At 46.8% G+C, this 19085-nt stretch carries 13 protein-coding genes and 1 pseudogene; 5 read left to right on the plus strand and 9 right to left on the minus strand.

Annotated elements, in window-relative coordinates; all coding sequences use genetic code 11:
• Positions 1-49 precede the first annotated feature (49 nt).
• A complete protein-coding gene (locus tag LZG75_RS10895) occupies positions 50-3103 on the minus strand; it encodes an FAD-binding and (Fe-S)-binding domain-containing protein (protein ID WP_233937538.1) in 3054 nt (1017 codons plus the stop codon).
• A gap of 85 nt (positions 3104-3188) precedes the next feature.
• Between LZG75_RS10895 and LZG75_RS10900 the strand changes: the two genes are divergently transcribed.
• The 3 genes from LZG75_RS10900 to LZG75_RS10910 are packed head-to-tail and all read left to right on the plus strand — an operon-like array spanning position 3189 to position 6330.
• Positions 3189-4382, plus strand: a complete 1194-nt coding sequence (locus LZG75_RS10900) for an alanine--glyoxylate aminotransferase family protein (protein ID WP_233937539.1) — start codon at positions 3189-3191, stop codon at positions 4380-4382.
• A 52-nt stretch (positions 4383-4434) separates the two neighbouring features.
• Positions 4435-4842 (plus strand): heme-binding protein, encoded by a 408-nt coding sequence (locus LZG75_RS10905; RefSeq protein WP_233937540.1) that lies wholly within the window; start codon positions 4435-4437, stop codon positions 4840-4842.
• 45 nt (positions 4843-4887) lie between these two features.
• Positions 4888-6330, plus strand: coding sequence for a DEAD/DEAH box helicase (locus LZG75_RS10910; protein ID WP_370635408.1), 1443 nt, complete (start codon positions 4888-4890; stop codon positions 6328-6330).
• Between the two features lie 22 nt (positions 6331-6352).
• Here the strand turns inward: LZG75_RS10910 and gluQRS are convergent, their stop codons facing one another.
• A complete protein-coding gene (gene gluQRS, locus LZG75_RS10915; protein WP_233937541.1) occupies positions 6353-7264 on the minus strand; it encodes a tRNA glutamyl-Q(34) synthetase GluQRS in 912 nt (303 codons plus the stop codon).
• Between the two features lie 15 nt (positions 7265-7279).
• On the opposite strand from gluQRS, the gene dnaE reads away from it, so the two are divergent.
• Positions 7280-10861 carry a DNA polymerase III subunit alpha gene (gene dnaE, locus LZG75_RS10920; protein WP_233937542.1) on the plus strand — a complete coding sequence of 1194 codons (3582 nt, stop codon included), beginning with the start codon at positions 7280-7282 and terminating at the stop codon, positions 10859-10861.
• Here the strand turns inward: dnaE and LZG75_RS10925 are convergent.
• On the minus strand, positions 10855-12819 hold the full coding sequence (locus tag LZG75_RS10925) for a glycosyltransferase family 9 protein (protein ID WP_233937543.1): 1965 nt from the start codon (positions 12817-12819) through the stop codon (positions 10855-10857). The genes dnaE and LZG75_RS10925 overlap by 7 nt on opposite strands.
• Positions 12768-13562 carry a glycosyltransferase family 2 protein gene (locus LZG75_RS10930; protein WP_233937544.1) on the minus strand — a complete coding sequence of 265 codons (795 nt, stop codon included), beginning with the start codon at positions 13560-13562 and terminating at the stop codon, positions 12768-12770. Before LZG75_RS10930 ends, LZG75_RS10925 begins: the two co-directional genes overlap by 52 nt.
• 10 nt (positions 13563-13572) lie before the next feature.
• Between LZG75_RS10930 and msbA the strand changes: the two genes are divergently transcribed.
• Positions 13573-15336 (plus strand): lipid A export permease/ATP-binding protein MsbA, encoded by a 1764-nt coding sequence (gene msbA / locus LZG75_RS10935; protein ID WP_233937545.1) that lies wholly within the window; start codon positions 13573-13575, stop codon positions 15334-15336.
• 28 nt (positions 15337-15364) lie between these two features.
• On the opposite strand, the gene rng is transcribed toward msbA, so the two are convergent.
• From rng to nadD, 5 genes and pseudogenes are all read right to left on the minus strand, one after another.
• The gene (gene rng / locus LZG75_RS10940; protein WP_233924788.1) at positions 15365-16828 is read right to left on the minus strand and encodes a ribonuclease G; all 1464 of its coding nucleotides are present in this window, start codon (positions 16826-16828) and stop codon (positions 15365-15367) included.
• Position 16829: 1 nt separating this feature from the next.
• Positions 16830-17480, minus strand: a complete 651-nt coding sequence (locus LZG75_RS10945) for a nucleoside triphosphate pyrophosphatase (protein WP_233924786.1) — start codon at positions 17478-17480, stop codon at positions 16830-16832.
• A gap of 2 nt (positions 17481-17482) precedes the next feature.
• On the minus strand, positions 17483-17926 hold the full coding sequence (gene rlmH / locus LZG75_RS10950; protein WP_233924784.1) for a 23S rRNA (pseudouridine(1915)-N(3))-methyltransferase RlmH: 444 nt from the start codon (positions 17924-17926) through the stop codon (positions 17483-17485).
• Between the two features lie 33 nt (positions 17927-17959).
• Positions 17960-18331: pseudogene (rsfS, locus tag LZG75_RS10955) on the minus strand (ribosome silencing factor); the annotation flags it as partial.
• A 52-nt stretch (positions 18332-18383) separates the two neighbouring features.
• Entirely contained in the window at positions 18384-19085 is a 702-nt protein-coding gene (gene nadD / locus LZG75_RS10960; protein WP_233924782.1) for a nicotinate (nicotinamide) nucleotide adenylyltransferase, read from the minus strand.

Consider the following 19085-nt stretch of genomic DNA (forward strand, 5'->3'; position numbering starts at 1 on the left):
TTGGGGAGGGGGCACCGCTTTTTTATCTGCACTCAATTACCCAGCTAAATCAAAGGTGGGCTGCCAGAATGCGTGCAATATGCACCGCCTCTCGTTGTACACCATCTTGAATTTGATGGCGACAACTCGTACCATCGGCAACGATCCATGCATTCGGTACTTGTCGAATCGCAGGTAACAAAGTAAGTTCTGCCATTTTTTTTGAAGCGGTAATGTGTTCAACTTCATAACCAAAACTTCCAGCCATGCCGCAGCAAGAAGATTCAATCAGTTGGGGGTTGGCATTGGGAATTTGTTTTAATAGTTCTAATGTTGGCGTCAATTCAGCAAATGCCTTTTGATGACAATGTCCATGTACTAAGACGGGCTTTATGGCTGTCTGTAAATCAAAGTGACAACGACCTGCTTTTAATTCTGCAACTAAAAATGTTTCGAGTAACTGTGCTTGTTGACTTACGGTAATCGCTTGCTCGCCAAAACCCATGACTAAAGCCTCATCTTTAAAGGTGAATAGGCAGGAAGGCTCTAGGCCAACAATTGCAATGCCGCGCTCGGCATAGGGATGTAAATGCGTTAACAGGGCGCTTAGTTGTTCTTTTGCTTCATCCACCATGCCTGCAGCTAAATAAGTTCGTCCACAGCAAAATTGCTTGCCGCAACCTGCTTGCTTGGCCCGAGCTGCTTTAGTGGATTGCGGAATATGAATGCGATAACCCGCGGTTTCAAGTAAACGAATTGCCGCTTGGAGATTTTCATTTTCAAAATACGCATTAAAGGTATCGGCAAATAAGACCACGCCTTTACCATCACCTTGAAGCAATGCATCAGGTGAATGCGTATATTTCTTTTGCAGAATGGCTTGGTTTTTCCATAATGTTTTAGCGCTCCAGACTGGCAAGCTGCGGGCTGCAGAAATTCCTGTGAGCCATTGTTGCAGTTTGGCGATAAAAGGAATTTGATTACGTAAATTGAGTAGGGCTGGCAAGCCTGGTATTGCGCTGATGACGGGGGCATAGCGTGGTAAATAAGCAACCAGTAAATCGCGTACGGAATGACCGACCCGTTTTTTATAGCGCTGCAAAAATTCAATTTTCATTTTCGCCATATCAACCCCGGTGGGGCATTCGCGGCGGCAGGCTTTGCAACTCACGCATAAATCCATGACTTCTTTAACTGCATCACTGGCTAATGGGTCGCTTAAACTAATCTCATCTTGCTCCAATTGACCCGACATCGCTAAGCGCAAGGTGTTGGCGCGCCCGCGGGTCAAATGTTTTTCATCCCTAGTAACCCGATAACTTGGGCACATCACCTCGGCGTCAAACTTACGGCAATGGCCATTGTTATTACACATTTCAATGGCTTTTGTTAAACCTAGAGCTGGATCGCCACCCGTGCCTGGAGCAGAGATTGCCTCGGTAACGGGATTATTTTGCACATCCCAGGCCGACCAATCGAGCGCAGGTTTTAGGGGAATGATGGCGTAGTTAGGTGGATATCGAAATAGAATCTGCTCATCCATTTTGGGCGGATCAATGATCTTGCCGGGATTAAATAAATGATGTGGATCAAAAGCAGTTTTGATGGCGCCTAAAGCGGCTGTTATTTTGGGACCAAATTGCCAAGAAATCCATTCTCCACGACACAAGCCATCGCCATGCTCACCGCTATACGCGCCTTTATAGCGCCGCACTAATTCTGCAGCCTCTTCGGCTACTGCGCGCATTTTTTGCGCTCCGTCACGGCGCATATCTAAAATTGGCCGCACGTGTAATGTGCCAACGGAGGCATGTGCATACCAAGTACCGCGTGAGCCATGTTTAGTAAAGACTTCAGTTAGGGCTTGGGTGTAATCCGCTAAGTGTTCTAGGGGTACTGCGCAATCCTCAATAAAGCTGACGGGTTTGCCATCACCCTTTAAGCTCATCATGATATTGAGACCGGCTTTACGCACTTCCCATAAATTCTTTTGCAAACCAAGATCGATCATTGGCACAACGGTATTGGCTAAACCGAGGTCACCCATTAAATCTTGCAGGCTTTTTAATTGCGCTAGCAAAGGCGCCTGACTTTCCCCTGAAAATTCAACCAACAAAATTGCTTCTGGGGTCTCGGCTTGGGAGTCGACTAAGGCAGTTTCGATTACTTGCTTGAAGCTAGGATTGCTGCGGGCTAAATCGATCATAGTGCGATCGACTAATTCCACTGCGCTGGGGCCTAACTTTACTAGGTGCTGCGCACTTTCCATCGCGCGATAAAAGCTCGTGAAGTTGATTACTCCCAGCACTTTATGTTGCGGCAAAGGGGCTAGCTTTAAGCGCAGGGACTTGAAATAGGCGAGGGTACCTTCGCTACCCACCAGCAAATGCGCTAAATTGACACTACCGTCATTGGTATAGGGCAATTCACTTTGGGGATGAAAAACATCGAGGTTGTAGCCTGCTACGCGGCGTAATACCTTGGGCCAATTGGCTTCTATTTCAGGCTGAAGTTGCTCAGCCAGACCTTTGACAAAGATGCCCAATTCTTTAGCGACGCCTGAGCTTTGGGCATAAGGTCCAAATTGGCCAAGCTTGCCATTAGCCAACCAAGCTTCGATACCAATTACGTTATGCACCATATTGCCGTAGGCAATTGAGCGACTGCCGCAGGAATTATTTCCAGCCATGCCGCCAATCGTGGCTTGGGCACCGGTTGACACATCCACTGGAAACCACAAGCCACTCGTTTTGAGTTTGGCGTTGAGGTGGTCTAGCACCAAGCCCGGCTCGACCTCCACCTCTGCTCGCTTTAGATCTATTTCAAGGATATGGCGAAAGGCGTGGCTATTGTCGATTACCAGCGCAGCCCCTGTGGTTTGGCCGCATTGACTCGTTCCACCACCACGGGGCAAAACAGGAATAGCAAATTCTGCGGCTACTGCCAAGGCAGTTTTAAGGTCTTCAGCGTCTTCTGGAATAAAGACAGCCAGAGGAAATTGCTGGTAAATCGACGCATCGGTAGCGTACCGACCCCGATTGGCCATATCGGTCAATAAGGCGCCCTTGACGTTTTTACGTAGGCGGGCGGCAATTTCAGGGGGAAATGCAGGTTTTATCAGCATATGGCAAGATATGGGAGAATGCTGCAAAATACGGTATTTAGCAATTTATCAATAGTATTAATAATAATTTTATTTCGGAGACTTCATGTTGAAACTTGATTCACACCCTTCGGGCCACCATTTTCTCAATATTCCTGGGCCGAGCCCAGTACCACCCCGTATTTTGCGCGCAATTAGCTTTCAAGTCATTGACCATCGCGGCCCAGAATTTCAAGCTTTAGCTTTAAAGGTCTTAGAAGACGTTAAAAAAATCTTTAAAACTAAGCAACCCGTCATTATTTACGCTGCCTCAGGTACTGGCTCTTGGGAAAGTGCTTTAGTCAATGTTTTAAATCCTGGCGACAAAATCTTAGGCTACGAAACGGGTCAGTTTGCGCATCTTTGGATGGTGTTAGCAAAAAAACTCGGCTTAAATGCCGAAATCATTTCTAAACCTGGCGATGCTGCTTGGCGTTGGGGAGTTGATGCCAACTTAATTGAAGAGCGTTTAAAGCAAGATACTAAACACGAAATTAAAGCAGTGTGCGTGGTTCATAACGAAACTGCCACTGGTATTACTTCCAACATTCCTGCAGTGCGCAAGGCCATTGATAACGCCAAGCATCCGGCCTTACTATTAGTCGATACCGTTTCGGGTTTAGGTTCTGCTGATTACCGTCACGACGAGTGGGGCGTTGATGTCACCATTGCGGGTTCACAAAAAGGCTTAATGCTGCCGCCAGGTTTAGGCTTTAATGCAATTTCGCAGAAAGCCATTGAAGCTAGCAAGAAAGCGACCATTCCTCGGGCCTATTGGGATTGGGCCGATATTATGGAATTTAATAAACAAGGCTTTTGGCCCACCACGCCTAATACCAATTTGCTTTATGGTTTGCATGAGGCCTTAGATATGATGATGACCGAGGGCTTGGATAATATTTTTGCGCGTCATCAACGCTTAGGTGAAGCTTGTCGGCGTGCTGTGGCAGCCTGGGGTCTTGAAAATCAATGCTTAGATGCAAGCGCTTATTCACCAGTAAACACTGCTATTTTGGCCCCGGAGGGTATGGATTCCGATGCCTTGCGCAAACATATTTTAGAGCGCTTTAATATGGCCTTAGGTACTGGTTTAGGTCGCGTTAAGGGTCGTGTATTTCGCATTGGTCACTTGGGCGATTGCAACGACTTAACTCTCATGGCAGCCTTAAGTGGCGTCGAAATGGGCCTACAAACAATGGGTTACAAACCCAAAGCCAGTGGCGTAGTGGCTGCGCAAGATTTCTTAAAATCCGCTGTTTAATCAGATCAAAAGCGCAGCTATTAACCCTATTCTTATTTGAAAACAAATTACCATGCTTGCTAAAAAGCCCTATCTCACTCAAGCTGATGTGCAGAAAATTTTGAATGCGGCAGATGTTTTTGCAGCGGCTGGTAATTTTGCGGTGACGATTGCCGTATGTGACGATGGGGGTCATCTCTTAGGCTTAATTCGTCGTGATGAATGCGCCCCTGTTTCAACCTATATAGCCGAAGAGAAAGCTCGTGCTGCCGCAATGGGCAAACGTGAAAGTCGCGTCTATGAAGAAATTATTAATAATGGACGCATTTCCTTCTTATCAGCGCCGCATATTGGCGGTATGTTAGAGGGTGGGATCAATATCGTCGTCGATGGGTTTACTATAGGGGCTGTAGGCGTATCTGGCGTTAAATCTGCTGAGGATGCTAGCATCGCCCAAGCCGGCATTGCCGCTCTTTCGTAAGCCGCTAATTTAAAAGGGCTTTTTTGTATTTTATAAGGTATTTTGATTAATTCTGCTCCTGAAGTAAATTCCCCTGCCAATTCCCCGCCCAATGGCGGATCTGAAGACTCTCCCAATGCCCCAGTGGCAGCCTTTACTGATTTTGCTTTAGATCCCCTCATACTGAAGGCGATTGCTGAGCAGGGCTATACAACCCCCACCCCAATTCAGGCAAAAGCTATACCAATTGTGTTGACTGGGCAAGATGTGATGGGCGCAGCACAAACAGGTACAGGTAAGACTGCTGCTTTTATTTTGCCGATTATTCAAAAATTATTACCCCTATCAAGTAGTAGTGCTTCCCCAGCACGTCACCCAATTCGGGCTTTGGTATTGACCCCCACGCGCGAACTCAGTGATCAGGTTGCAGAGAATGCCGCCAATTATTCGCGCCATACCGATTTACGTACTGCGGTCGTTTTTGGCGGGGTTGATATGCAACCGCAGGTAGCAGCTTTACGTGCTGGTGTCGAAATTTTAATTGCCACCCCAGGGCGCTTACTCGATCACCTGGGTTCAAAGACCGCAAATTTATCGCAAGTAGAAATCCTCGTCTTAGATGAGGCCGACCGGATGTTGGATATGGGTTTCTTGCCGGACTTGCAGCGCATTATTAATTTGATTCCGGCTAAACGGCAAACTCTGCTGTTCTCAGCAACCTTTTCACCAGAAATTAAAAAACTCGCCCAAAGTTATTTGCGCAATCCCGTGACAGTTGAAGTAGCGCGCCAAAACGCTGCCGCTGATACGGTGAAGCAGGTGGCTCACTTAGTGGCATCTGAAAATAAGCAAGCAGCTATTGTGAGCATTATTCATGAGCGTACTCAAGCGGGCTTTCCGCGGCAATATTTAATTTTTACTAATAGTCGTTTAGGTTGCGCACGATTGGCTCGCGCCTTAGAGCGCGATGGCATTAAAACCGGTGCTTTGCACGGTGACAAAAGTCAAGGTGAACGCACCTTAACTTTAGATGCTTTTAAATCTGGTGTCATTGAAGCTTTAGTCGCGACCGATGTGGCAGCTCGAGGCTTAGATATTCCGGATATGCCTTGTGTTATTAATCATGAGTTACCCTTCAGTGCCGAAGACTTTATTCATCGCATAGGCCGCACCGGCCGAGCTGGCAGCAAAGGCGATGCGATTGCCTTAGTCGACTCTAGTGAGAAGCGTTTGCTTGATGATATTGAGAAGCTATTAAAACGGCAGTTGGATATCGCGCCCTTACCAGCGTCTGACTTTGCTCCAGCTAAGGCCCTGACTAGAGGGCGAAGCACCAAGTCGGTACCGCCGCCAAAGCAACCCGTTGACCCTTTCTTCTATCAGCCCTATCAAGCCTCGCCTAAAGCGAGTAGTGAGGCTGCTGCTGAACCGATGAATGAGGCTGGAATTACCCCTGCTAAGCCGCTCGTTGGCGCACTCTTGGGTGGCAGTAGAAAAAAATCTCACTAATCTAAACAAGCAATTCAGCGCTTTAGATTTTCTGCTCCCGCCAAGCGTGGGTGGCAGCGTGTAACCATTCGGCAATTGTGAGATGGTGGTGATTGGATAAATTAGCAAGGCCTAAATGATTTGCTGCTGCTTGCAGTGCTTGCAAAGTGAGTTGCGGATTTTCTGTGGCGATGGCAGTAGCCAGGGTTTGCTTGCTGAGCTTTTCCCCCCGCTGATCGAGCACTAAGGGTAAGTGCAGATAGTGTGGGGTAGGATATCCCAAAACGCCTTGTAAATAGACTTGTCGAGCCGTATTGCTGGCTAAATCGGCACCCCGCACGATATGCGTGATATTTTGGGCAGCATCATCTACCACTACGGCCATTTGGTAGGTAAAAAAGCCATCTGCACGCCGTAAAACAAAATCCCCTACGCTTTGCTTGAGCTCCTCTGCTTGAAGCGCAAGACGCCAAGCTACTGGGCTGGCCAAATTAAAGAATTCCGAGTTGGCTAGCGAGTGGGGAATCTGGGTTGGGCGACAAATACGCGGATAAATGAGCTCTTCATGCCGTTCAGAATGGCTACCCTGGGCTGCTAAGGCACTCATAATCTGCTGTCGCGAGCAGGTGCAGGCATAGGCCAAACCTGCTTGAAAGAGCTGCAGCAAAGCAGTTTCATAGTATGAAGTGCGTTGAGATTGGTAGATGAGCTCTTCGTCCCATTGCAGGCCACAGGCACTGAGTTGATGCAGAATGGTTGTCGTTGCCCTTGGTAATGACCGTGGCCCATCGACATCTTCAATTCTGAGCAACCATTTTCCTTGGTGGGCGCGAGCGTCAAGCCAGCTTCCTAGAGCCGTAGCAAGGGAGCCTAAATGCAAAGGCCCAGTGGGTGAAGGCGCAAAGCGCCCCCGATAGCTAGAGCCAAAAAATGTGGCAGGTTGAAGTGTAGACACAGCTAAAATCATCTCATGACCGCGCCCCAATTTGTTCATTTACGCCTTCACTCCGAATTTTCAATTACGGATGGCGTGGTGCGGATTGAAGAGGTAGTGGCTGCAGCCCAAAAAGATCAAATGGGCGCAATTGCCTTAACCGACCTGAGTAATATATTTGGCTTAGTCAAATTTTATAGTAAAGCTCGCGCCGAAGGAATTAAGCCGATTGCCGGTAGTGATGTGTGGATTAGTAATGCCCAGGAACCCGAACAAGCCTATCGGCTTTTATTGTTGGTGCAGAATCATGCGGGTTATCTCAATTTATGCCAACTCCTAACGCGTGCTTCCTTAGATAATCAAGCGCGTGGGCGGGCTGAAATTCAGCCGGAATGGTTTTTAGAACCTGCTGCAAAAGCGTCTGATCGAGCGGCAGGTAAAACCCTAGCTAGTGGTTTAATTGCCCTGTCAGGCGCACACCTTGGGGATGTGGGTCAAGCGCTTTTAAATGGCCAAGAAGCCATAGCTCAAGCAGCTGCTAAACGTTGGCAAGCTATTTTTCCTGATGCTTATTACATTGAAGTTCAGCGCGCCGGTCATGCCCAAGATGAGCAGCATCTGCAACTTGCTTGCCAGCTTGCTAGTGCAATGGCTTTGCCGGTCGCGGCAACGCATCCCGTGCAATATATGAAAAAAGACGATTTCACGGCACACGAAGCGCGCGTTTGTATTGCGGAAGGTGAGTTACTAGGTAACCCGCGGCGCCAGAAAAAATTTACTACCGAGCAGTATTTTTTAACCCAAGCTGAAATGGCTACTCGTTTTGCCGATTTACCTAGCGCTTTAGCGAATACGGTAGAAATTGCTAAGCGCTGTAATCTGTCATTGGTGTTGGGGCAACCGCGCTTACCTGAGTTTCCTACCCCGCCAGGAATTACCTTGGGTGATTATTTATTGCAACAAGCTGAAGTGGGTTTGGTACGCCATCTCGAGCGCAATTTTCCTCTGCCTGAAGAGCGTGCAGCGCATGAGCAGCGCTATCGTGAACGCTTAATTTTCGAAGTCAAAACCATTGAGCAAATGGGTTTTCCAGGCTATTTTTTAATTGTGGCTGATTTCATTAATTGGGCGAAAAATAATGGTGTGCCAGTTGGTCCAGGGCGTGGCTCAGGCGCCGGATCTTTGGTAGCTTATTCATTAGGCATTACTGATCTTGACCCCTTGCGATACAACTTACTTTTTGAACGGTTCTTAAATCCAGAACGGGTTTCCATGCCCGACTTTGATATTGATTTTTGTCAACATGGGCGTGACCGAGTCATTCAATATGTAAAAGATAAGTATGGTGCCGATGCCGTTAGCCAAATTGTGACCTTTGGCACGATGGCTGCGCGGGCGGCAATTCGTGATGTTGGGCGCGTGCTCGAGCAAGGCTATACCTTTGTCGACGGCATTGCGAAGTTAGTACCCAATAAACCAGGCCAGGTTGTCACGATTGAAATGGCTAAAAAAGAAGAAAAGCAATTAGCCGAGCGCGAAAAAAATGAAGATGAAGTTAAACAATTATTGGCTTTAGCTCAGCAATTAGAGGGCATCACCCGCAATGTGGGGATGCATGCTGGCGGCGTTTTAATTGCGCCAGGTAAGTTAACTGATTTTTGTCCGTTATATACACAAGACTCTAAAGACCAAGATAGCAATTCGGTCATTAGTCAGTTTGATAAAGACGATGTCGAGGCAATTGGCTTAGTGAAGTTTGACTTTTTAGGCTTAACTACCCTCACCATTCTGGCTGCTGCTGAACGCTGGATTCGTGCACTGCATGCTGACCGCAAGCACTGGAGTATTGGTGAAATAGTACTTGACGATCCTGCACCCTTTGATATTTTGAAAAAAGCCAATACCGTTGCAGTCTTCCAATTGGAAAGTCGCGGCATGCAAAGTATGCTGCGCGAAGCTAAGCCCGATCGCTTTGAGGATATTATCGCCCTCGTTGCTTTATATCGTCCAGGACCAATGGATCTGATTCCCGATTACATTAGTCGTAAGCATGGTAAACAAAAAGTCGAATATCCCGACCCTCGGATTGAGCCAGTATTACGCGAAACTTACGGCATTATGGTTTACCAAGAGCAGGTGATGCAAATGGCGCAAACCATTGGCGGATATTCTTTGGGTGGCGCCGACTTACTGCGTCGGGCGATGGGTAAGAAAAAGCCTGAGGAAATGGCACAGCACCGTAAAATTTTTAGCGATGGTGCAAAGCAGGGCGGCATTAGTGAGAGTAAAGCGCACGAAATTTATGATTTGATGGAGCGTTTTGCTGGCTACGGATTTAATAAATCCCATGCGGCAGCCTATGCCTTATTAGCTTATCAAACTGCTTGGCTTAAAGCGTATTATCCCGCTGAATTTATGGCTGCCAACTTATCGTTAGCGATGGACGATACAGACAAAGTCAAAATTTTGTATGACGATTGCTTGCAGAATCGAATTACTGTTTTGCCACCGAACATCAATACCGGAACGTATGAATTTACCCCTCTGCGCTTGGCTGAAGACGCTATTGACTTACCACTGCATCAAATTCGCTATGGCCTAGGGGCTGTGCGGGGTACCGGTGAAGCAGCTATTGCAGCTTTAGTGAAGGTGCGGGAAAACGGTGGCCCCTTTAAAGACCTGTTTGATTTTTGTGCTCGCATTGATCGGCGCCAAGTAAATCGGCGCGCGATTGAAGCTTTACTGCGCGCGGGCGCTTTTGATGTTTTATATCCTGTAGAGCAAAACTCGGGAGCAAAACGGTACGATATTCGGGCCACCCTTCTAGCATCATTAGCACGGGCAATTGAGGCGGCTGAACAGGCTGAGGCATCGATTCATCAGGTGAGCCTATTCGATTCGGTAGATGATGGTGATCGCCATTTACCAGAGTTAGTGCGTGAGCCAGTATGGCCTGAAAAGAAACGCCTCCAAGAAGAAAAAACTGCCTTGGGCTTATGTCTCACTGGTCATCTTTTTGATGCCTATCGGCTCGAGGTTGAGCACTTTGTGCGGCAACCTTTGCGTAAAATTACCGAAGGTAAGGATCAATTGGTGGCTGGCATTATTACTTCGGCGCGAATGCTAACTGGGCAACGTGGCCGCATGATGATTGCGACGATTGATGATGGGACCGCAGCGCTTGAGGTCACTTTATACAGCGAAGTGTATGAACCCAATCGACCTTGGCTCAAGGAGGATGAGTTACTTATTGCCAAAGTCAATGTGATGCCAGATAAATTTTCTGGCGGAATGCGGATTGTCGCGGAGCAAGTAATGGATATTGCTGGCGCCCGTTTACGCTTTGCCCGTAATGTTCATGTTTGCATTGATGCGGGCCTCGACTTAAAAATGTTACGCAGCCAAATGGACCCCTACTTAATTGCTAATCGGGTGAAACCCAGCAATGATATGGTGCGTGGCTTACCCTTGACTGCAGCAGTTACTGCACAAGGGGGTGCATGCTTAATGCAATTTCCTGATGAATTGCGTTTATATCCCGATGATGCATGTTTGCATAGCTTGCATCAGTTATTTGCTGCTAAGCAAGCCAATGCAGTAGTTGTACAGTATCAGTAACTTGCTTCGATTGCACTAATGACTTCACTTGGCTCCAAGAGGTCGAGACATTCGCTGCGGCTATCGGCGCGATCATCGCAACCTGCTTTACGGCAGGGCACACACTCTCCAGGCCCTTGCAAAATAGTCACGTTTGCCACAGTTTGACTGCGGGCCCGTAGCGCATAGGGCGTCGTACCGATAAAACCATTCGGCCATGGACCAAAATTACTCGGTGGGGTAGGCCCAAAAAGAGCAATCGTAGTGGTACCGCAGGCTGCGGCTAAATGGGTAATTGACGTATCAATACCAACATACAGTTTTGCTTGCCGCAATAAACTACCCATTTGGGGAATCGATAAAGCACCTTTGGTATCGACTACATGAGCTCGTATGCTGGGATCTAACAGAGATATTAAAGCCTCATTTAATTCTAAATCTTGGGGTGCAGATGATGCGCTTAATACGACTTGCCAACCTTGCTTTACTAAATAGACCACTAAAATTTGCCAATACGTTAGAGGCCAACGTTTGTAGGCCATTAGTGGACCGGTATGCAGTATCGCTAATTTATTAGTGCGCAGTCCTTCAGTAATTTGCGCTACAAATGCTGGGTTGAGATCTGCTGGTGAGGGTGGAATAACTGCAAGAGGATTGGCAAACAAAGTGGCATTACTTACAAAGGGCTCTAGTAAGCGCATTTTTTCAATGACGACATGCTGATGAAAATAATCAACCTCAATGTTTTGCAGACTAATCCATTTTTTCCACGCATTTTTTAAACTAGTTGATTTTTGGGTGATCTCGCCTTGCGGATGGTTGGCTACGACACCGACGCGTCGTGGAGCTGCTATCAGACTATAGAAATAAGCGCGATCGCTGGGCTGGGTCACTAAGGCTAAATCATAGCGTTGAAAGAGACGCTTAAAGAGGCTGAGATATTCCCTAAAATTAGGCCGATCAGCGGTTTCAATCCATTCTTGAATGTCTGCATTCCCTTTGAGCATATCCAATTTGCCGCGATATCCAAGAAAGTGAAATTCTGCTTTTGGCCATAATTCGCGTGCTTGTCGAATGAGGGGGGTGGTGACCAAAACATCTCCAATTTGGCGGGTAGCGATGAACAGCACGCGTTTGGGTGGTTTCAAATCAACGACCGCTTTCGCCATAATTTGCGCGCGCACATGCGCGGCATTTTCGGCAGCATTGGCTTGATCATGAATGCGATGAAATAAATGCAGCACCTCAGTTGACCATGAGCCAGATTTACGGATCACCCCATTTTTTTGTAAACGAAAGATAAAATCAGCATCCTCGTGACCCCAACCCGTCATGCTTTCATCAAAACCCTGAATGGCTAACGCATCGCTCCGCCAGCAGGCCATATTGCAACCCTTGATGCGGCGCCAGACAAATTGGCGGTAATGTCGCCAAGTGCCATCGGCGAATTTCAGATGCAAAGGTAAATACTTGTTAATTCCGTGGCATAAGCGGTAGACAAAGCTATGCGCTAAAAATTGGGAAAAATCCCATTGCGGCCACTGCAAAATGCGTTGGGTTAATTGATCGTTAACCAAGATGCGACTACCAGTCACTAAATATCCTGCTTGAGCAAGCTGACGATGGCGAGCGACAAAATCGGGTTGCACAATGCAATCGCCGTCGAGAAAAATAAAATAGTCGCCACTGGCAGCCTGAATTGCTTGATTTAGTATTTGGGTTTTGCGAAAGCCAATATCAGCTTGCCACAGATGCGTAATGGCCACTGGAAATTGTTTTTTTGCCGCATCAATAATTGCTCGTGTGCTGCCTTCCGAACCATCATCAGCAATAATAATTTCAAAATCAAGATCGGTTTGCGTGCGCAAAGAATCGAGGCAAAGCGCCAAGGCTTTAGGCCAGTTATAGGTTGCCAATAAAATGGAGATCATGCCTGCGGTGTTTCCTTGGCAACTGCTTGTTGTTGATTGAGGCGCCATAATTTGATATAGCGGTAGTAGGTGCCTTGCATATTCGAAATGGCTAGACTAAAGCCTTGCGAGCCATCGAGAAAACCAGCTTGCAAAATATAAGTACGGATGAAAGTCCATGCGCCATGTGTGATTGCTTTAAGTGGAGAACTTTTTTTACCTCGGGCAAAAGCCTGTTCAGCTGCAGCGGTGGCATAGCGCTGCATTTTTTGTTGCACCTGTGCTGCATTCATAAAGCTGTAGTGCAGCATCGGCTGCTTCAATTTGCCAATAGGTTTGCCATGGGTTGCGCTGCTCATTAACTGCTCATGGACTAGGTCATTTGAAAAGCGCGCAGTACCGCGTAAAAATAAGCGATTGACATAGTCTGGAGTCCAGCCCGAATGACGCATAAAGCGACCACAATACCAAGACGAGCGCGGAATGGCGAAACAGGTTTGGCCAAGGGGGTGCTCGATAGCCTGCTGAATTTCAGCTCGCAGTTCTGGGGTGAGGCGCTCATCGGCATCAAGGGATAAAACCCACTCGCTATTCGCAAGGTCAAGAGCCCGGTTTTTTTGGGGGCCAAAGCCTGGCCAATCGGCGGGTTGGGCGATGGTTGCACCAAACTCTGTGGCAATTTTTAGGGTCTGATCTACGCTATTTGTATCGACTACCACGATCTGCGTGGCTAAATCTCCAAGGGAGTTTAGGCAGTCGGCCAAATTGGCTTCTTCATTGCGAGTTATGAGTATGACTGATAAGGTGGGCATAATTCATTATATGAATGCTGAAGACCGTGTAGCCCTGACCCGTTTAGTTCAATATTTACGGCCCCATGCAGCCCTTATTGTAGGGGCGATTCTCTCTATGGCCTTGGTTGCAGGGTCAGAAACTGCCATTCCAGCTCTGATGAAGCCCTTATTGGACCGGGGCTTTACAGGACAGTTGAACGACAAATTATGGCAAGTTCCGGCCTTTTTAGTGGGTTTAGCCATTATTCGCAGTTTTGCCCAGTTTTTTTCCAATTACCTCTTAACCAGAGTCATTACTGAGGTTTTGCTCAAATTGCGTGAGCAAATGTTTAATCGCCTTTTACGGGCCAAAACCGATTTTTTCCAAAAAAACTCGGCCTCGAGCTTAATTAATGCAGTAGTTTTTGAAGTGAATAATGTCCTGTCTATTATGGGCGGCATGCTGATCAGTTTGGTTAGAGATTCGTTAACCGTGGTGGGGCTAATTGCCTATTTGATTTATCTCAATTGGCAACTGACCTTGTTAGTACTCATTATTTTTCCCATTATTGCTTTTATCATGGGGCGCATTAATCGTCGACTGCGCTCCTTAAATCGCCAGCAGCAAACCTTAACAAGTGATTTGGCTTATATCGTCGAAGAAACAGCTGGTGGTCACAAAATTATTAAAGTGCATGGCGGTGAAGATTATGAAATGCAACGCTTTATGGAAAAGGCCAATCGCTTGCGCGAGTTTGGTTTGAAGTCGGCAATTGCGGGTGGTTTAAATCAACCCATTACCCAACTGATCGCCTCGATGGCTTTATCAGTTGTTTTGGTAGTGGCTTTAATGCAATCGGCAACGGAGGGGGTCACGGTTGGTGGCTTTGCCGCTTTTATCACCGCAATGATGTTAGTCATTTCACCTTTAAAGCATTTGGCTGATATTAACCAACCTTTGCAACGCGGACTGACTGCAGCGGAAATGATTTTTGCTCTAATCGATCAGACGATCGAGGAGGACGACTCTCGACAGCTTGGGGCTACACCGCTAAATAAAGCCCGCGGTGAAATTCAATTTAGTCATGTTTCGTTTTCTTATGAGCAGGAAGAGGGGCGTCAAGACGCCTTAAAGCAAGTGGATTTTCATATTCAGCCTGGTGAAATTGTGGCTTTTGTTGGGCCTTCAGGCGGAGGTAAGTCGACGCTAGTTAATTTATTGCCACGCTTCTTTAGTCCTACGCAAGGGTCTATTACCCTCGATGGCATTCCCTTAGAAGAACTCTTGTTGACTGATTTACGACGCCAAATTGCCTTTGTTAGTCAAGACGTGGTTTTATTTAATGACTCGATTGCCGCAAATGTAGCTTATGGTTCTGCCGCTAAAGGCGGAATTGATCGGGGTCGGGTTATTGAGGCTCTGGAGGCAGCCAATCTTTCAGCATTAATCCGTGAACTGCCCGAAGGGATTGACAGTTTGATTGGTGATAATGGCAATCGTTTATCTGGTGGCCAGCGCCAACGCTTAGCGATTGCTCGGGCGATTTATAAAAATGCCCCCATTTTGATTTTGGATGAGGCGACTTCCGCATTAGATTCTGAATCCGAGCGTCAAGTACAAGACGCGCTTGAACGTTTAATGAGTGGACGTACTACTTTAGTGATTGCACATCGCTTATCGACCATTGAACACGCTAATCGCATCATTGTTCTAGAGCATGGCAAAGTCATCGAGAATGGAACCCATGCAGAGCTCATTGCACATAATGGCATGTACGCCAATTTACATCGCTTGCAGTTTGCTAATGCCTAAGGTAGCAAGAGAAGTTTTTGAGCAAACTTTAATTTAAGACAATATCGTACTGATCTTGGCGAAAGCTACCTTCTGCCTGTAGACGAATCGGTTTTTTAATAAAGTCACCCAGCATGGCTAAAAATTGATTTTCTTCCTCTAAAAAAAGATCAATCACATCGGGGGCAGCAACGATGCGAAATTCTTTAGGATTAAATTGGCGGTGTTCGCGAATAATTTCCCGCAAAATTTCATAACAAACAGTTTGAGGGGTTCTGACCTCTCCCTTGCCCGTACAAATTGGGCAGGGCTCACACATAATGTGGGCTAATGATTCCCGAGTGCGTTTGCGAGTCATTTCGATTAAGCCCAGACTAGAAAAATCGTTCACCGTAGTACGGGTATAGTCACGCTCTAAATACCGTTTCAATTCATAAAGCACCGCGTCTTGATGTTCCTTACTATCCATATCAATGAAATCAATAATAATGATGCCACCCAAATTACGTAAGCGTAGTTGCCTGGCGATTGCTTGAGCAGCCTCTAAATTGGTTTTATATACCGTGTCGTCTAGATTACGCGCGCCGACAAAACTACCCGTATTAACATCAATCGTGGTCATCGACTCCGTTTGATCAAACATCAGATAGCCTCCCGACTTAAGGTCAACTCGGCGCCCTAGGGCTTTATTAATTTCGGCGTCAACATCAAATAAATCAAACAGCGCACGTTCACCCCGATGGAGGACTAACTTATGGGTTAAATTGGGCGTGTAGGCGGTAGCAAACAAAGTTAATTTGGCAAAATTTTCAGCTGAATCGACCCGAATTTGGGTAGTAGTTTCTCCAGCTAAATCGCGTAAGACGCGTTCAGCTAGACTTAAATCTTGAAATAATAAAGCGGGCGCACTAGTTTGACTGGTGGCTTGATGAATGTTGTGCCAAGTTGTTGCAAGGTATTGAAAATCTAATTGAAGCTCGGCATCACTCGCATCTAAAGCGCTGGTGCGCACAATAATGCTACCTTTTTCATTCGCTGGCATTAGCGTACTAATGCGTGCCTTAATGGCTTCGCGTTGTTCGGGCTGATCAATTTTTTGGGAAATACCAATATGGGGTTCAGTTTGATCAGCTCGCCCCAGATCTGGTAAATAAACTAAATTACGTCCAGCAATACTGAGCTGGGTGGTGAGGCGCGCACCTTTAGTGCCAAGCGGGTCTTTTAAGACTTGCACTAATAAAGTTTGACCTTCAAATAACAGTTTCTCAATTTGCGTTTGGTTATTACTTTGATTGATATCGGCTACATGCATAAAGCCAGTGCGCTCTAGACCGATATCGATAAAGGCCGATTGCATGCCAGGCAAGACACGAGCAACTTTAGCGAGATAAATATTACCGACAATGCCACGTTGGCGGGTGCGCTCAATACGTAGTTCTTGTACAGCGGCATTTTGAATAATCGCTACCCGCGTCTCTTGGGGAGTGATATTTATGAGGATTTCTTCATTCATGCTAATTAGTGTTGGTGTAATTGAGGGCAAAGCTAACTTTAGCTTGAGTCAGTAGCTGAGCAGTTTCATAAAGGGGTAGACCCATGATACCGCTATAACTGCCAGCCAGCGATTCAATGAGGGCACCGCCGAGGCCTTGAATCCCATAGGCACCCGCTTTGCCAAAGGGTTCACCACTGGCAATATAAGCATCAATGGTGGCTTTATCGAGCTTGGCAAAACGTACCTGCGAAGTTTGTATGAGACAGTTAGGGGCTTGATCTGGTGCAGCTAAGACGCAAACTGCAGTGAGCACCCGATGCTCTTTGCCGCTTAGCATTTCTAAAATGCGTTGAGCGTCATAGGTATCTTGGGGCTTACCAATAATTTCTACTGCATCATGACTCACCGTAGTATCAGCACAAAGAATCGGCGCCCACGGTAGATTTTCACCCTGGTGCACACGGCTTTGCCAGCGTAATTGGGCGGCTCTGATTTTGGCTTGGGTAACTCGTTCAACATATGCATATGCAGTTTCATGGGGCAAGGGGATTTCTAAAGCCTCAACATTTTCATTGCTTGATGCTAATAGCGGCACAAAGCGAACTCCCAATTGAGTGAGCAACTCTTGACGGCGAGGACTTTGCGAAGCAAGATAAATAAAAGCAAACATGATTATTCGCGGTGGTAGGGATGGCCTTGCAGAATAGTCCAGGCCCGGTACAGTTGTTCGCTGAGTAAAACGCGGACGAAAGCATGCGGCAAAGTAAGACTAGATAACTTCCAGAGCGCATTAGCCCGCGATTTTAAGCTTGGGTCTAAACCATCAGCGCCACCAATGAGAAAAGTGATGTTAATACCATCTTGGCGCCATTGCGCCAAATGATTAGCCAAGTCTTGGGTACTAATATCTTGGCCACGTTCATCTAAGGCAATGACATGGGCGCCTTTAGGAATTGCTGCCTCAATCTGGATTGCGTCTTTAGCAGAATTTAGCGCCGGCTTCAGTTCTTTAATAGCAATACTGCAATCGGCAGGCATACGCTTGATGTAATCGTTGGTGGCCGCTGTAACCCATGCGGGCATCTTATGTCCTACCGAAATAATAGTGAGGTGCATCTAAATGAAGTCTGTTTACAGTAACTCGACTTACTCGCTAGCCTTAACTAATTTTTTAGTAGTGGCCAGCTTCACCCGCACAGGCTTGGCGCCCCACATACCCTCTAGTTGATAGTATGCCCGTAGCATGGGTTGCAAAATATGGACGATGACATCGCCACAATCGACTAAGACCCACTCGCCAGTTTCCAATCCTTCAATAGAAATGACTTCACCGCCATTGGCTTCAACCTCCTCCTGAACGGATAACGCTAGGGAGCGGGTTTGCCGATTACTCGCACCAGTAGCAATAACCACGCGGTCGAAGAGATCGCTAAGGCCACTAGTATCGAAGACGCGAATATCTTGGGCTTTTACATCTTCTAGGGCATCAATAATGATACGTTGTAGTTTACGCAGTTCCATGGGCTCTTAAGTCAGTTGAAGATAGTCGGTATTGCATTATCGGTGTTTATTGTTATTTGCTTTGATATAGGCCTAATTGCCTGATTAAGTCACTGATATTTTTTGGCAACCCAGAGGATAAATCGGGCTCAGTGATTTTCTGACGCAGGACAGAAGAGGATAAATCGACTGCAAATTGATCGTCGAGAAGAATTTTTCCTTTAGGCAGCTTTTCTAACTCAGAAGCTGAATGCGCTTCATGTGCTTTGACAAACTCAGCTAATGCGGGATTTCGTTCGAGTTCATAGGGATGGCCAGGCCGACTAGCAACAGCTAAATGTACATAATGCAGCAATCCTTGCCAATCGTGCCAAGTGGGTAATTGCATCAAGCTATCAGCTCCCATCAACCAAATAATACTAAGCTCGTTACCAAGCACATGGCGTAGGGCTTGCACGGTATCGATCGTATAGCTAGGCCCGCCTCGTTCAATTTCCATTGGGTCGACAGTAATTACAGTGTTGATTTGCTTGGTTGCTAACTCTGCCCTTAAAGTAAGCGCTGCTGCCTCGGCTAATTGCAGTCGGATAGGTGCTGGGGTAATTTGCACACTTTTTTGCCAAGGCTGACCACTTGGTATCAAAATGAGTTCATCGAGATTAAATTGTGCGCAAAAATATTTGGCTAGCTCGAGATGACCCCAATGTGGCGGATCAAAGGTGCCACCCAAAATACCAATAACTTGCTGCAAGCGACCATTTTTTTCTGATGACAT

The organism is Polynucleobacter sp. IMCC30063, from assembly GCF_021395235.1.
Lineage (GTDB): Bacteria > Pseudomonadota > Gammaproteobacteria > Burkholderiales > Burkholderiaceae > Polynucleobacter.